The organism is Niastella sp. (assembly GCF_045805085.1).
Classification (GTDB): Bacteria; Bacteroidota; Bacteroidia; order Chitinophagales; family Chitinophagaceae; genus Niastella.
The window spans coordinates 1-15,888 of sequence record NZ_JBJMLX010000429.1 but is presented as its reverse complement, the minus strand read 5'-3'; the positions used below and the strand labels follow the sequence as shown (position 1 = coordinate 15,888).

The window sequence follows — 15,888 nt, the reverse complement described above, 5'->3', positions numbered from 1 at the left end:
TTGATAATGACAGTACAATAACCGAGGGCAATTATTATTCGGGACTGAGCGGTCATGAAACCTGGACGGCCCGCAAAAATGCCCGGGTGCAATTGCCGGATAGTTATGAACAAACAAAGTTAAAGCCCGGTGAAACCCGGCTCAACTTCCGTTTCCCCTCTACAAAGGGTGATACCATTTCCATCCAGGATGAACAGTATAAGAACAAAGTGGTGGTAGTGCAGATCCTCGGTTCCTGGTGCCCCAATTGTATGGATGAAACCGCTTTTTTAAGCGACTATTATAAACAGCATCGTAAGGAAGGCGTGGAGATCATTGGACTGGCATATGAACGTACCACCGATTTTGCCGGGGCACAAAAGGCGTTGGAGCCGTTCCGGAAAAGATTTGCCGTGCAATATCCATTCCTGGTAACCGGAGTGGCTGTGTCAGATTCGCTGAGATCACAAAAAACATTACCGCAACTGGAAACAATTAAAGCATTTCCCACCACCATTTTTATCGATAAAAAGGGGAATGTCAGAAAGATACATACCGGTCTTGACGGACCGGCAACAGGAAAATATTATGAAGCGTTTAAGCAGGAGTTTGATGAGGAGATAAACACGCTTTTGAAAGAAGATCAGTAATAAAAAGGTGTAAATGCGGTGCATATACTTAGTGTGTTTATGTCAGTTTCTGACGTTTTTTGCGTCTGCTTAAATTTTGTTTTCGTTGTTAATCAACGTTTCGTGCAACGCCAGCAAACCTGCTTAAAAAAATCGTACACATCATATACTGGTTTTTTATAGCTTTGCGTACTTACTTGCGGTCATCCTGTTGATCGCGTAACCGTTACATAGATTCCCCCATTTGATTCCAGCCATTTAACGTGATGGTGTATTTGGACCCTGCTATCCAAACATCAATTCATAGGGCTTTTACATGCCTGTATGGAGTGGTGGTATATATCACCAAACTTTCTGTTACCATGAAAGATGAACAAATTGATGACGTAGCGTTATTACGGGGGATCAACAGCCGGGATGAGTTTATGGTCAATGCCTTTTATAAGCAGGTGTTCCAGAAATTATCAGAGGTTGCCCATAGGTATCTGGATGATAAGCATGATGCCTGTGATGCAGTCACCGATGTTTTTCTTGCGTTTTTGGCGGAGGAGGTAAAGTATGAATCTCTTCCGCACATCGAAGGACTGCTATATATAAGAGTACGTTGGGCCAGTTTAGATAAGTTGAAAGCCTTAAAAAGAGATAACAGGCACAGGGAGGCAACTGATCTGGAGGATGTGTCAGTAACCGAAAATTCTATTGAGGATGATATAGTGAGGGTGGAACATGACCACGCTATTAAAGAGATAATAGCAACTCTTCCGCCCCGTTACCGGCTGGTGTTGGAGCAGTTATTCTTTGAAGGAAAACAAAACCCCGATGTCGCCCGCATTTTAAATGCCAACGACAACGTGGTGTACATTATAAAGAACCGGGCTATCAAAAAATTAAAAGCAATATTGTCAGATAAGAATTTAATAATCATCCTGTTGCTGTTCTTTTCTCCTGATTAAGGAATGTCCGCAGCAATCTTTTTCCCAGGTTTTTTAAAAAAAAGTTACAGGTAAGTGAAAGGTCGAAGCCGGTTTTTTCTCTTTACAGGCAGCAGGGACTTTAACATCACTAATACAGGGCATATGGCTACAACAAAAAACAGGCTGGCTGAATTAGCATTCAGGCACCTGACAAATGACCTTTCCGAAAAAGACAACCTTGAATTAAACCAGCTCATTCAGGATCCAGCCAATCATAAGCTCTTTGAGGACTTGACAGACCGTCGCCGGATCGAGGCTGCCGTAAAAAGGATGCAACAGGCCGATGTGCATATGCATGCCTCCTGGCAACAAATAAAAGCGGCTTACCACTTCCATAATAAAAGTGTTGCCTGGAAAAAATACCTGGCAGCTGCAGCAGTCATTCTCCCTCTGACAGGAGTGGTTGCCTGGTATTTTTATTTAAGACCAACACAGCAAATATCACCAGCGGTGGAACCTGGCCCGGCCATAACACAATATGCCAGCTATACGCCCAGATCACAGCGGGCAGTGTGGAAGCGGGCAGCCAGTCTGGCGGTTTATCTCGACGAATTGAAGAACGGCGTGGTAGGGTATTCAGATGGCCGACCCGTAACAAAGAACGACAGTGAACTGGTGTATTCGGCTGCCCCGCGCAGTAATATCCCGTTGCCCGATACGGTGCAAACGTTAAGAGGCGGGTATTACCGGTTGCGGTTACCCGATGGCAGTAAAGTAGTGTTGAACAGCGCCTCTTCGGTTTTCTTTGCTTCGGCATTTGGCAGTAACGAACGCCAGGTATCAGTGAATGGCGAAGCCTGGTTTGAGGTGGTAAAAGACCCTGCACGGCCATTTTATGTACAGGTGCCGGGTTTGAAAATAGAGGTGAGGGGTACCAGGTTCAATGTGCAGGCATATAAAGAGGATAATATAGTGAGAACATCGCTGTTGGAAGGATATGTGACAGTGACGGCTGGTAAACAGGTTGTGTTCCTGAAGCCGGGCGAACAGGCGGTACTTACAAAAAAGAAGAAACTCGAAAAGATAACAGATCTATCGGCGATAAAAAAAGCAACTGCCTGGAAGAGCGGCACGTTTATATTCGAAAACGATGATATCAGATCGATCATCGCGCAGCTTTGCCGCCACTACGACCTCGATGTGGAATACAGGGGAACTATTCCCGACAAAACGTTTTACGGAGTTTTTTATCACAATGATCCGGTTGAATTGATCCTGGGGTATTTGCATGACCGGTCCGGTATTAAATTCACCAAAGAAGGAAAAAAAATAATTGTACGATCATAACCATAACCTTAGCTCCGGAGTATTGCTGCATCTATGAGTTCTTTCAAATCCCATCACCATTGATCCTGGCCCGACGGCTGATCCTATCTTGCTTTGACCTTTTCCTACAGAAATTCTTATCCTTCCTGTCATTTGGTTTTTTAGTAGTAATGACAGCTCTCACATCCCTGCGAACCTGCAAAGGTTCGCAGGAGATGACAAGAGTGACCTGAGGTGTTTGATGAATATTTATTAACCAAAAATTTATTAAACAAACCTACTTGTCGGTGGCCAGATTATTTGCGATGACACATCACCATGTAGTTTGCTGTTCGACCAGTTGGGGTAAAGGTTAAGGTAATGAAAAGAATGTTGACTGCTTCCGTGTTCTGCTTATTGGCAGGAACGGCAGCGTATAGCCAAAATCAGCAACGCGTATCAAAGAAATACATCCCGGCCCACTACAACGGCAGCTCCTTATTTGCTGTATTGCGGGATCTGCAAGCCCGTACCGGACTGCGTAATATAATGGATGGTGAATGTGCGAAATATACGGTTCCGGTCTTCTTCAACAAAGACAGTGCAACTGTGGAAGAGGTCCTTGAACATGCCTTTAAAGATCAGCCTGTAACCTATACGTTATCACCGGTTATTATTGTGGTGCTGCCCAAAGCGGTAAAAGTGCGGGTAACCGATCCGGATGGTAAGCCGCTGGCAGGAGTAACGGTCGCAGGCGCCATTCGTAAAGGTGTAACAAATGAGCACGGAGAATTTATACTGTTGGAAGCTACCTGTGACCCTTCCATTGAGTTTAGTTATGTGGGTTATGAAACTTTCATCTATGAGCAGTATGGTGATACGCTGGTTACAGTCAAGATGAAGATCAATCCCGTTACGCAGGACTCGGCCCTCAAGGTCAATACCGGTTACCAGGTTCTCCCTAAAGAGCGCGCCACGGGCTCTTACGCCACCATTTCAAAGAAACAACTGGAACGCCAGGTTACCACTTCCATCCTGTCAAAAATGGAAGGCCGGGCGCCAGGTCTGTTGCTCAATAAGAACCGCATGCCCGGTACCAACCTGCCGTTTATTTCTATCCGCGGACAAAGTACCATCTCGGCCAACACCGAACCCTTGTATGTACTGGACAATCTGCCTTATTATGGAAATATAGAGAATATCAATCCCAACGATATCGAAAGCATTACGGTGTTGAAGGATGCAGCTGCCACCAGTATCTGGGGCGCGCGCGCCGGTAATGGCGTCGTTGTGTTGACTACCAAAAAAGGAAGTGATTTGAGGAAACCCATCCTTGAATTGAACAATGCTCTCACTATAACGGCAAAGCCTGATCTTTGGTACCTGCCCCTGCCCAGTTCAAAAGAGTATATCGAGATCAATAGTAAGCTTTTTGCTGATAACAATTTTGATGGAGCGCTGGGCTCCATGTATGCGTTAGTGCCTCCTGATGTGGAGATCATGCAACAGTATAAGCTGGGAGAAATTACAGAAAAAGAAAGGGAAGCGCAGCTCGATCAATTACGGTCACAGGATGTACGTGATGATCTGAATCGCTTGTTTTATCAAACAGGATTAACCAACCGGCATACTTTAAGTGTTACAGGTGGTTCTGAAAATCTGAAATATTATGTAGGCGGTGGTTTTGAAAATGAAAAAATGACGCAGGTGGATTCTTACCGCCAGCGAACGACATTAACCGGTAATCTTACCTTCAATAAGAATTTTTACGAGATCGGGATCCAGGGTTTTTTTACCGATAACCGGTCCAAAAGCCATCCCTCCCCGGATTGGTTTTATCCTTATTCAGCATTGGCCGATGCTAATGGCGCTCCCAATGCAGTGCCACGTGACCTGAAAAGTGATTACAAGGATAGTGTATCCAATCTTGTGCAGGACTGGGCCTATCGGCCTTTGCAAGAAACCCGCGAGACTGCTACCAATAGAAAGGGACTGCATACCCGTTTGATCCTGACCGGTAAATTATATCTTACCAGTGATCTGAACGTGCAATTTATTTATGAACGCCAACAGGGTTCAGATGAAATAAATGATGTAAAGAGCGCCACTTCTTATTATGCCCGCAATTTGCAAAACAGATTTGCCGTCAACAATGGCGGAGTTGTGAAATATCTTATTCCGCTGGGCGGCATACTGGATATGGAAACCAATGAATACATTGCGAACAAGGCGCGTCTTCAGCTTAATTATGAATGGCATAAACACCGGAACTTTCGGGTCTCGGCGTTGGGTGGTATAGAATACGGAAAGTTTAAAACAGACAGCTTTTCGATGCGTTATTTCGGGTATTTTGGCGATCTCAACAGGGCCGTTCCCTCCAATAAATTCGATGGGAGCTACCCGGTGTTTTACGATAAGAATGTAATTGACCGTGTTCCCAATTTCAATCATGCCGGCTCTGGTTTTGATTTTTATCCTTCTGCGTTTGTCAATGCGGGACTTACCATATGGCGCCGGTATGCCCTCACGATCAGTGGAAGAATAGATCAGTCCAATCTCTTTGGCTTACATACGAATAATCAAAGTATTCCGCTCTGGTCACTGGGTTTTAAATGGAATGCCGGCGATGAATCATTTTATCCCCTGTCTTTTTTACCTTATTGTACTCTCCGTGCCTCGTATGGGTATAGCGGTAATGTCGACAAACGCACGACAGCGTATGCTTCTGCGGTGATAGGGCCTGCGAACCGGTACAATGCCATTCCAATGGAAATTATTAGTCCCTATAATCCAGATCTCCGTTGGGAAAGAAGTGGTTTATTGAACACGGCTATAGAATTGGCAGACCGGAAGCGGCAATGGGAAGTAAGCTTTGAATATTACCGACGGAAGTCGGGCTTTTTATTGGCGCCGGGCGCCCAGGACCCAACCCTGGGCAGTAGCTTTTTCTGGGGTAACAACGCCAGTATGAAAGGAAGCGGGTTTGACTTCAACCTCTCAACCAATCACACGTTTGGCCGCAAATGGAGGTTGAATAATTTATTGTTGCTTAGTAAAACCACAAATAAGGTTACCCGTTATGACAATCCTAATAAGGAGGCCTGGTTGTATACTGCCCCGGGATTTTTAAGTCCCAATAAAGGAGCCCCGGTGTATTCCCTGTATGCATACAAGTGGGGTGGGTTAGATGCTGCCGGCGATCCCCAGGGTTATGTGAACGGCAATTTGAGCAAGAACTACGATTCCATTCTGACTGCTTCGCCCAATAGCCTGATACGTACAGGGTCTTCAGTGCCTGCATATTTTGGCAGTTTTTATACTTCATTGGGATATGGTCAGTTTACGTTGGCTGCCACGCTTGTTTTTAAAGGAGACTATTATATAAGGCGAAGCTCTGTAAACTATAGTGAGCCTAATAATGTTGTTTTTGCCGGCTTGAATGATTATGCAAACCGCTGGCAGAATCCGGGAGATGAAAAAAATACGTATGTCCCTTCAGTAAAAATAGATCCTACCCGCGATCTTTTTTATAACAACCTACAGCCATTGGTGGTAAAAGGCGATCAGATCAGGCTGCATGATGTGTCGCTGACCTATAGTATGCCTTCAACAATTCTGAAAAACCGGAAGCTGCAGGCATTGAACTTTTATGTTATCGGCAACAACCTGGGGTTTTTATGGAAGGCAGCGCCGGGTAAGATTGACCCGGATTATTTACAGGGCAGCCCTGAACCCAGGAGCATTACGATTGGGGTGAAATGTACTTTTTAAAACTATTGATGCTATACATATATGAAATATACGGTTGCTTTACTGTTGATTTTTTTGCAGGCCTGTAATAAAAACGATCTTTTAAAAGAAAAACAGGGTACTGCCATTATTGTACCCGAAACCCCTGGGGATATGCAGGCCCTGCTGGATAATGAGGATGTTTTTGGGCCTACCACTTCTTTAAATTTTATTTGTGGGGATGAATTTTATTTTGCAGATACTGCCCTTTCTGACCTGAAGCAAAGTATAGTGAACGCGTATCTTCATAAAGATTTTTTATTTGATAAAGAGGAGGAAGTGTCCGACTGGAATAACGGGTATACACAAGCTTATTATGCCAATAACGTGTTGGAGGGCGTAGCACGGTTACGTGGCAGCATCGATGATAAAATATTAGATCCGCTGGAAGGTGATGCCTGGTTTAAACGAAGTTTTGCTTTTTTTAACGTAGCCCAGGTATTTGCCCCTCCTTACGATTCGCTTACCGCTGCTGATGATCAGGGCATTCCGCTAAGGCTTACTATCAGGCAAAATGAAGTGCTGGCGCGAAGTTCTGTAGCTGCAACTTATAAAGAGATCATCGATGATCTTGGAAAAGCCATCCAATTACTACCCCCAACCATAGAATTGGTGCATCGCAACAGAAGCAGCCGGCCGGCAGCATATGCATTACTGGCAAGGGTTTATTTAAGTATGGGCGCCTATAACGATGCGCTTGATGCCGCCAATCGATCACTGGCATTATATGATTCGCTGATCAATTTCAATACCGGGATAGTCAGTTCAAGTACACCTTTCAGCGCAACCAATGCAGAAACGCTTTATCAAAGCACTGTGAGCAATACCGATGCATTGTATGAAAAAATAGCTTTAAGGGAAGTATTTGTTGATTCCACTTTGTTGGCTGAATACAAAGTGGGTGATTTACGGCGGGCCGTATTTTTTTCAAGATCTTCGCCTGCTACTTTTAAGCCAGGCTATTATGGAAAGTTAACACCGTTTACCGGGTTAGCTATGGCAGAACTGTACCTTATTATTTCGGAATGTTATGCCAGGCAGGGTGATGTAAATACAGCGATGTTCTATTTAAATAAATTATTAAAAAGCCGTTGGAAAACAGGACAATATATTCCCTATACTGCAGCAACACCCGAAATAGCGCTTACTATAATTCTTCTGGAAAGAAGAAAAGAGCTCATCTTTCGCGGACTCAGGTATACTGATGTGCGGCGGTTAAACAAAAAGCAACCATTGCTTACACTATCACGAACTATGCAAGGGTATACATATGTGCTGCTCCCCAACAGCTGGAGATATGCATTGCCGATCCCGGAACAGGTGCTCCGGTTCAATAATCGTATCGAGCAAAACAAATATTGACTACTTTTTTTTAGCGTTTAATCCATCTAAAGGAGTATAAATACCGAAGTGACAAGGGAGATATGCGCTCAATAAAGTTGGCTTGTAATAAGTGCATATGCCTATACCTCCTACGCAGGCATAATTTACATCCTGTTCGCCATCAATTAATACATAGGAACCATTCGTAAACCGGTATTGATCATAATATCCACATATCCGGCATGGACCATAGTTGGAAGCAAACGCTCCCCCGATACCCACTACAATAGCAATGGATATGAAAATTACTTTCCACTTTTTCATTGGTTAAAAATTTAAATGTTCATGAAAGTTTCTAATAAATGAAAGACATTGGAATTAATGTCATAGAGTAGTAAGCGGGGGATCGGATAAGTTTAACTTTTAAAGCATGCCCTATATAGTTTAAACAACGAGATGACTCTATTTGACAAAAGACAAATGAAAATATTGTTGCTGCGAGGATTTTTGACCTGATTCAGGCAATAATGAAGCAACACAGGAACTGCACAATGGCTTTACTCCTGTGTTATTAAAATTTATATAAAGTGGAAGATAAGTGCTGATCGGAGAGGGTTAAGGAACGCACAACGCTGCTGGATAAGTACAATGGGAACTTACCCAATTAGCAATAGGCAATGGACAATTGGCAAGAATTAAAGTATTTATTGCCTATTGCTTATTGCCCGTTGCCTATTGGTTATTCTGGTGCAACAGCTCCTTTATCGATCCATAGCTTAAACTGGTTATAAAACTCCGTATAGGTGAGTGGGGGCGTGGTTCTGCCATCACCCGGTTTCCAGGCCCATTTAACCAGGTCGGTTTTCATATGTTCTATCAGATCGTGGGATGATTTGCCGCCATTTTGTTTCGGGTCTTTTATTTGTAAGGCCAGCTCATGAGCGCTCTTTCCCTGGAACACCATTTTCATATCAGCAGGTGGCAAATGCCAGTCGGGTACACCCGGCGGCATATTTAAACCCGGCGTGTTTTGCGACTGGTGACAATTGGCGCATTTCAGTGCATATACGCCTTTGCCATCTTCGCCACGTTTTACGCCTTGCGGGTGTAAATGGTTGTCGTTCCCGTTCAGGGGCACATCTCCCGCCGGATGGCAGTTCATACAACGGGGCGACATAAACACCTTGTATACCTGTAAAAAAGCATTCTCCGAAGCTATTCTGTCATTATTGGCTTTGTTGTCTTTGCTTTTAAACGACAGTGATGCTGCCGTTAAAGCAACAATAAGACTAATGGTGCATATAGTGATCTTCATTTTCAAATAGATTTGAGATCGGAAAGTTGAAGTGGAAGTTTACGTACGCGTTTACCCGTAGCCGCAAATATGGCATTCACCACTGCCGGCGCTATAGGCGGCGTGCCCGGTTCACCGGCGCCTCCCATTTTTTCGCCACTCTCCAGGATATGCACTTCAATCAGCGGCGCTTCGTTCATGCGCAGTATTTTGTAATCATGAAAGTTCCGTTGCTTCACTTTCCCGTTTTCAAAAGTGATCTCACCATACAATACCGCCGTTAACCCAAAGATGATCCCGCTTTCCATTTGCGCCCGCACTCCCTCCGGGTTTATGGCCGTACCGCAATCAACCGCACAAACCACACGGTGTACTTTCAACTGGCCCTTGTCTATAGAGATCTCTGCCACCTGGGCCACAAAACTGCCAAACGATTCATGCACGGCAATGCCGCGGAACTGTCCGGCCGGCAAAGGATTGTTCCAGCCCGATTTCTCTGCCACCAGTTCCAGCACACCCAGGTGCCGTTTGCTTTTCATCATAATGCGGCGATAGGCAACCGGGTCTTTGCCCGCAGCAGTGGCCAGTTCATCGATCATGGTTTCCATCACGAATGCCGTGTGAGTATGACCAACAGAGCGCCACCACAAAACGGTAACCGAGGTTTTAGGCGAATGCAGATCAATGGCATAGTTTGGAATAGATTCCAGGTAGGGCGAATCGGTCACGCCTTCTACGGAGGTGGCATCAATGCCATTCTTGATCATACCCTCGAACGAGGTACCGGCTACGATGGACTGGCCTACGATCTGGTGTTGCCAGGCGGCGGGTAACCCATCGGTTCCAACCCCAACAGTTACCTGGTGTAAAAATGCCGGGCGGTAATACCCACCGCGCATATCATCTTCCCGCGACCATACCAGCTTAATGAACTTACCGCTTGCCTTGGCCACCTGAACAGCTTCGCTAACGAAATCCGAAGTAGGGGTGGCCCTTCTGCCAAAACCACCACCCAGGAACTGGATATGCAGGGTTACCTGTTCCGGTTTAAAGCCCAATATTTTGGCGGCTGCTGCCTGATCGATCCCCGGCATTTGTGTGCCGGTCCAGATCTCACAGGTATTGCCGGTTATTTTAACCGTGCAGTTCAATGGTTCCATGGTCGCATGCGCCAGGTAAGGGAACACATATTCAGCCTGGATCTTTTTGGTGGTTTTTGACATGGCTTCCTCAGCCTGCCCGGCTTTGGCGGCAGGAGTGCCTTTGGTGCCAGCCAGTTTTCTGTATTCCTGGAATTGGGTGATGGTGCTGAAGGTGCTGCCCGCCCCGGGATCCCAGTCAATTTTCAGGGCATCCCTTCCTTTTTTAGCTGCCCAGAAATGATCGGCTATCACAGCCACACCGGTAGGAATTTTTACTACATCACGCACACCCTTGATCGCTTTGGCGGCAGTAGCGTCGAACGTTTTTACGGTTCCGCCAAAAACCGGTGAATGAGCTACCACGGCCACCAGCATCTCGGGGAAATATACATCCAGCCCGAATTTGGCATCGCCATTTGATTTCGCCTTCGCATCCAGCCGGCGCATGGGTTTACCCAGGTACTGCCAGTCTTTTTTGTCCTTTAATTGAACGCTGGCCGGGGCCGGCAGTTTACCGGCTGCTTCAGCCAGCTCGCCATAGCTGGCGCGTTTGTCGCCGGCTATTACAAAACCTTTTTCGGTATGGCAGGCAGTTACCGGCACATTGAATTTTTGGGCGGCCGCTTGCACCAGCAGTGTCCTTGCGGTAGCGCCTGCATTGCGGTACCGGTCAAATTCAGACCAGGTGGAAGTTGATCCCCCAGTTATTTGAATGCCATAAGAGGTGTGTTTATAAGGTTCACCGGGTGGAGCATGTTCTACCGTGATCTTGTCCCAGTCACAATCCAGTTCTTCGGCTATCAGCATGGGTAAGGTGGTCCATACCCCCTGACCCATCTCCACATGCGACAGCATTATTTTTATGCTGTTATCCGGCATAATATTCAAATAGGCGTTGGGCGCAAACAGCACATCGCCAGCGGCGGCTTTTTCGCCCAACCGTTTAGCACTGGCCGGAATAAAGAACGACACCAGCAAACCGCCCGTAAGCGTGCCACTGGTTTGTAAAAAACGACGGCGGCTGTAAGTGGAATGGCTCATTGTACACCTCCTTCTTTTTGCATACTGGCTGCGCGATGAATGGCTTTGCGAATGCGTTGATAGGTACCACAGCGGCAGATATTGCCACTCATGGCATCATCGATATCCTGATCGGTGGGATTGGGATTTTCGCGCAACAGCACAGCCGCAGCCATGATCTGGCCGCTTTGGCAATATCCGCATTGCGGTACATCTTCCTCGGCCCAGGCTTTTTGCAGGGGATGACTGCTATTGCTGGAAAGTCCTTCGATAGTAATTACCGGTTGATCTTGTGCACGCGATACAGGCGTTACGCAGGAGCGGACCGCTTCGCCATTCAAATGCACGGTGCAGGCGCCGCATTGCGCCATGCCGCAGCCATACTTGGTGCCTGTTAAATGTAACACATCGCGCAGCACCCAAAGCAATGGCATGCCGGGTTCTACATCAACCGTATAAGATTGATTGTTCACAGTCAGTGTGATCATATAGCGTTATGATTAAGCTATACTAAATTAAACAAGGTGCGTTGACCGGAGATTATGATTTTCAAACAATCACTTGTAATATTCAAACAGATGATGGGGTAAACTACAAATTAATCAACCAGCTGCACAATACGCTTGTACAGTTCGGCAAATTCAAACGGTTTCGTCATGTATTCATTCATGCCCGCATGTAAACATTGCCATTGTTCGTCTTTCATGGCGGTAGCCGTCATGGCAATAATGGGCGTGGTTAACCGCAGTTGATTGCGTATATAGTAGGTAGTGGCATAGCCATCCATTTTGGGCATTTGCAGGTCCATTATAATAAGGTCGTAATGCTGGTCCTGTTGTAAATGCTGCACGGCTTCTTCCCCGTTACTGGCAATGGTTACGGCGCCGCCGGCCTTGCGCAGTACGAACTCTATCAGCTTTTGATTTATTTCATTGTCTTCAGCCACCAGTACATTTTTGCCGGCCAGCAGGTTGTTGTATTCCTGGGTGCCGGTTGGCGCCGGAACGTCGGGCGCCTGTTTGCTGGTTACTCCGTAAGGCAGATAGAATTGAAAAGTAGAACCCTGACCCACCGTGCTGGTCACTGAAATATCACCACCCTGTAATTGCAGCAGTTGTTTGCAAATAGTAAGGCCCAGACCGGTTCCGCCAAAACGCCTGGTAGTATCCAGACTGGCCTGTGAAAAGCTGTCGAAAATATAGCCGATGCTTTCTTCCGGAATGCCCATGCCGGTATCTGTTACTTTAAAACACACCACTATGGTATCGGCGGTTTGTTCCTGGATCTGTACATTGATATGGATGCCCCCCTTGTTGGTGAATTTGATGGCATTGCTGATCAGATTATTCAACACCTGGTTCAGGCGGTGGGGGTCGCCAATAACGCAATCCGGAATATGGGGATCAATAGCAATATCCAGTTGCAACCCTTTTGAACGCAGGGGATGCGCAAAAAGCGACATGGTACTGTTCAGTACCTCGCGAATGCTGAGGTCGATCTTTTCAATATGCAATTTGCCGGCTTTTATTTTGGAGAAATCGAGGATGTCGTTAATAACTACCAGCAGGGTATTGATAGAGCGTTTTATCATGCCGGCCATGTCCTGCTGTTTGTCGGAAAGCGGGGTTTCCAGCAACAGATCGGTCATGCCCTTGATGCCATTCATGGGGGTTCTTATTTCATGGCTCATATTGGCCAGGAATTGTTCCTGCATTTTGCGGGCCTGTTGCGCTTCTGCAATGGCGGCAATCAGTTTACGCTGGGTATTTTTATGTTGGGTAATGTCTTCATTTACCATTAGCAAAATGATCACCACAAAAAGAAAAGCGCCCACACGCCCAACGATCAGTAAGGCGGCCACATGCTGATTCACCAGAATATTAGCGTCTTTTCGGGCAGCCAGTAATTGCTTTTCCTCATCGAGCATGTGATGCAATAATTGCCGGGTATCCGCCGCAGGTTTTTGGGTGGCAACGTATGCACGCAAGGTGGGGAGGGCATGTTGGAGGTCCTTGTTTCCATGGGTCAGCTTTTCCACGGAGTCGAGCAGGGCGGGGGTAACAGCCCCCGTTTCATACATGGAGGTAATGGCCATTTGAAGCGCTTCAATGGTCTCGTAGGTTTGATTGATGACGGCATTGCTTCTTTCGATATTTTCTTTACCGGAAAAAATAAACCCGCTTGCCACGCCTAGCGTAACAACGGAGAATACAATTAACCATGTTATCTTTCTATGTATAACAATGCTACGCTTCAAAATAGACCTTTCAGGTTTAATCCATTCCCCTTAGTAGCAGGAATGGCGCCTTATTATAAATGCAGTTTTGTTGAATTTATTATCTGTTTGTCAAAATAACTGCATAAAGCTGCAAGATAGCTAAAGGAGAGTGGGTATGGAAGCGAATTATTGTAGAAGGGGAGTGGTTTATTATTTAGTTGATCAGGGTTATCGGAATCCGCCCTCGGGATTATTGAGCTAAAAGGCATGGAAAGCCTGTAAAGGAATGGTAAATTCGCAGGAGCCTTCCCAAAGCCCTTTTTATGCAGGAAAGTAATCTCATCAGATCGTTACAGTATCTGGAAGATACCGGAAGATATATGCTGACAGAAGTGCGGGCCAGAGACCGCAAACTGAGCACCCATGATGGCGACTTCGACACCTGGTGGAAGTTTTACAAGGAGCTGACCCCGTATTTGATCGGTTATGCAGCACAACAAAATAATGAGCGCATCAATGAGCTGGTGACCAAATATCAGCAGCATATGGTGCACCTCGAAAATTCTCTCCCCACCGCAGATCATGCTTCTTTTAAAAGTTTGCTTTCAAAATTGTTTGGCGGTCCCAATTCCCTGAGCCGGGATGAACAGGAGTTGTTGCTGGAAGATATCAGTAACAATGTAGGTAACCTGTTGTACCAGGTGAAGATCAATGCGGAGTGACGCACTATCGGGCTAGATCTGCACGCTTATTGGCTAAACTGCACGAGTATCAAAAAGAAGGGTTAATTTTATTTGTATTCCCTACATTTGCCTTCGTCTAACCACACTGGCCTGAACCTGCTCATGAGAAAAACGCAACTACTCCATCCGGTTATTACATGTGCATACAGGTCCGTTAATTAGCCAAAAATTTTTATTAGAATTCTATTCCCTGCTTTACAAAAGTGGGCGGATTTTCATTTCATACAATTATAACAATAAATTTAGCTTTCATGAGATTTTCTACACTCTTGTCAACAGGGTTTTGTTTGTTCCTTACAGGTCAGGTACTTCAGGCACAACCTACCATTACTAATGGTAACAATGAACTTTATTTTACTGACAACGGCCAGATCCGGAGTATGGATGATAACCATCGTATTTTATTTCGCCGCGCTGACAATGTATTGGAGTTTCGTGAATACGGAAGGATCATTTTTTCATCAGGTGCTGAAACCGGAACTGAAACTGCAAAAATGACTTTGTCAAATGACGGAAATTTAGGGATTGGTAACCCTCAGCCGAATTCGAAACTGGACATAAAAACCACTAAAAGCCTGGATGGGATAAGGATCATTCATAATGATCAGGGGTTTGTTAATCTGCAGAGTACTTCTTTAGGACAAAGTGCTTACAATAATATTACACAAGCCGGGGATGCGGGCATTGTATACGGGTCACTAACTGGCAATCCGTTGAATGGATGCGCTTAATAGAATGTTTGAATGGAAATGGAGTACTTTTCGTTTTTAATAAATATTTTTAAGTGGAAATAATAATAATTTATTAAATATGGATATTGAGAATTTAAATAGGATTGCTTTTCAATATTCGAGGAAAGAGGATTTTCACCTAATAGAATTTCAATGGAATGGAAAATTTGGGAAGGAACTTGAAGATGCTAATGGCGAATTCCGGATTCAGTTATGTGAATTTATTTTTCCGCAAATTGAAAAAGTAAATATTGAACTTATCCGTGACCTGTATATGGAATTTGCAAAAGCATCTGAAGCTGCCTTGGGAGCTTATATGAAATTGAATTTATTGGGGCAGGAGCTTTTAATTCGGGCCTATCCAAAATATTTAATGGATTATCTGGAAGGAGCTTCCTACAATTCAGATGTCTATGCTGCTTCAGCTAAAATAAATATTAGCAAAGAACTGGCTAAACAAATTTTATCTTTCATAGAAGAAAAGTTAAAAGAAACAGCCAATGAAAAGGAAAAAAAGCTATTAGAGCAGATTGGTAAAATAAGATTCGGTTGGCTGGCAGGAGACCGCCTGTAACATATCAAACAAAGCCCCGGCGTTATTGTCGGGGCTTTTTAATATCATACCTCCCCCGGGCCTTAGTATTATCTTTGCTAAAAATTATAAACTAACATGGTTAACGTATTTGATGTAGTTTTTTATAAATTCTTTCGATTTAATAAAAGGATCGGAAATGTGAAGAATGATAACTTTTATGCATTTAAATCGATTGCCTTTTTAGGTGTCTTAGTATTCTTAAATTT

13 protein-coding genes are annotated in these 15,888 nt (G+C 45.0%); 8 read left to right on the top strand and 5 right to left on the bottom strand.

All coding sequences use genetic code 11. The features are described from left to right. From ACJ751_RS22550 to ACJ751_RS22530, 5 genes are all read left to right on the top strand, one after another. A partial coding sequence (locus ACJ751_RS22550; RefSeq protein ID WP_407747789.1) for a TlpA disulfide reductase family protein occupies positions 1-629 on the top strand: 629 nt, incomplete at its 5' end. A gap of 341 nt (positions 630-970) precedes the next feature. Then, positions 971-1,561 (top strand): RNA polymerase sigma factor, encoded by a 591-nt coding sequence (locus tag ACJ751_RS22545; RefSeq protein ID WP_407747788.1) that lies wholly within the window; start codon positions 971-973, stop codon positions 1,559-1,561. A 123-nt stretch (positions 1,562-1,684) separates the two neighbouring features. Continuing rightward, a complete protein-coding gene (locus ACJ751_RS22540; protein WP_407747787.1) occupies positions 1,685-2,869 on the top strand; it encodes a FecR family protein in 1,185 nt (394 codons plus the stop codon). Positions 2,870-3,208: 339 nt separating this feature from the next. After that, positions 3,209-6,598 carry a SusC/RagA family TonB-linked outer membrane protein gene (locus tag ACJ751_RS22535; protein ID WP_407747786.1) on the top strand — a complete coding sequence of 1,130 codons (3,390 nt, stop codon included), beginning with the start codon at positions 3,209-3,211 and terminating at the stop codon, positions 6,596-6,598. A gap of 21 nt (positions 6,599-6,619) precedes the next feature. Next, entirely contained in the window at positions 6,620-7,978 is a 1,359-nt protein-coding gene (locus tag ACJ751_RS22530; protein WP_407747785.1) for a RagB/SusD family nutrient uptake outer membrane protein, read from the top strand. Here the strand turns inward: ACJ751_RS22530 and ACJ751_RS22525 are convergent, their stop codons facing one another. The 5 genes from ACJ751_RS22525 to ACJ751_RS22505 all read right to left on the bottom strand — a co-directional run bounded on the left by ACJ751_RS22525 (position 7,979) and on the right by ACJ751_RS22505 (position 13,652). Continuing rightward, positions 7,979-8,263 (bottom strand): hypothetical protein, encoded by a 285-nt coding sequence (locus ACJ751_RS22525; RefSeq protein ID WP_407747784.1) that lies wholly within the window; start codon positions 8,261-8,263, stop codon positions 7,979-7,981. A 415-nt stretch (positions 8,264-8,678) separates the two neighbouring features. Next, positions 8,679-9,254 (bottom strand): hypothetical protein, encoded by a 576-nt coding sequence (locus tag ACJ751_RS22520; RefSeq protein WP_407747783.1) that lies wholly within the window; start codon positions 9,252-9,254, stop codon positions 8,679-8,681. Between the two features lie 2 nt (positions 9,255-9,256). After that, positions 9,257-11,416 (bottom strand): molybdopterin cofactor-binding domain-containing protein, encoded by a 2,160-nt coding sequence (locus ACJ751_RS22515; RefSeq protein WP_407747782.1) that lies wholly within the window; start codon positions 11,414-11,416, stop codon positions 9,257-9,259. Continuing rightward, positions 11,413-11,883, bottom strand: a complete 471-nt coding sequence (locus ACJ751_RS22510; protein ID WP_407747781.1) for a (2Fe-2S)-binding protein — start codon at positions 11,881-11,883, stop codon at positions 11,413-11,415. Before ACJ751_RS22510 ends, ACJ751_RS22515 begins: the two co-directional genes overlap by 4 nt. A gap of 110 nt (positions 11,884-11,993) precedes the next feature. Then, positions 11,994-13,652, bottom strand: coding sequence for an ATP-binding protein (locus ACJ751_RS22505; protein WP_407747780.1), 1,659 nt, complete (start codon positions 13,650-13,652; stop codon positions 11,994-11,996). Between the two features lie 284 nt (positions 13,653-13,936). On the opposite strand from ACJ751_RS22505, the gene ACJ751_RS22500 reads away from it, so the two are divergent. The 3 genes from ACJ751_RS22500 to ACJ751_RS22490 all read left to right on the top strand — a co-directional run bounded on the left by ACJ751_RS22500 (position 13,937) and on the right by ACJ751_RS22490 (position 15,661). After that, complete coding sequence (locus tag ACJ751_RS22500) at positions 13,937-14,335, top strand: hypothetical protein (RefSeq protein WP_407747779.1); 399 nt, start codon at positions 13,937-13,939, stop codon at positions 14,333-14,335. Between the two features lie 272 nt (positions 14,336-14,607). Beyond that, entirely contained in the window at positions 14,608-15,087 is a 480-nt protein-coding gene (locus ACJ751_RS22495; RefSeq protein WP_407747778.1) for a hypothetical protein, read from the top strand. A gap of 79 nt (positions 15,088-15,166) precedes the next feature. Further along, positions 15,167-15,661, top strand: coding sequence for a hypothetical protein (locus ACJ751_RS22490; RefSeq protein ID WP_407747777.1), 495 nt, complete (start codon positions 15,167-15,169; stop codon positions 15,659-15,661). Positions 15,662-15,888 lie beyond the last annotated feature (227 nt).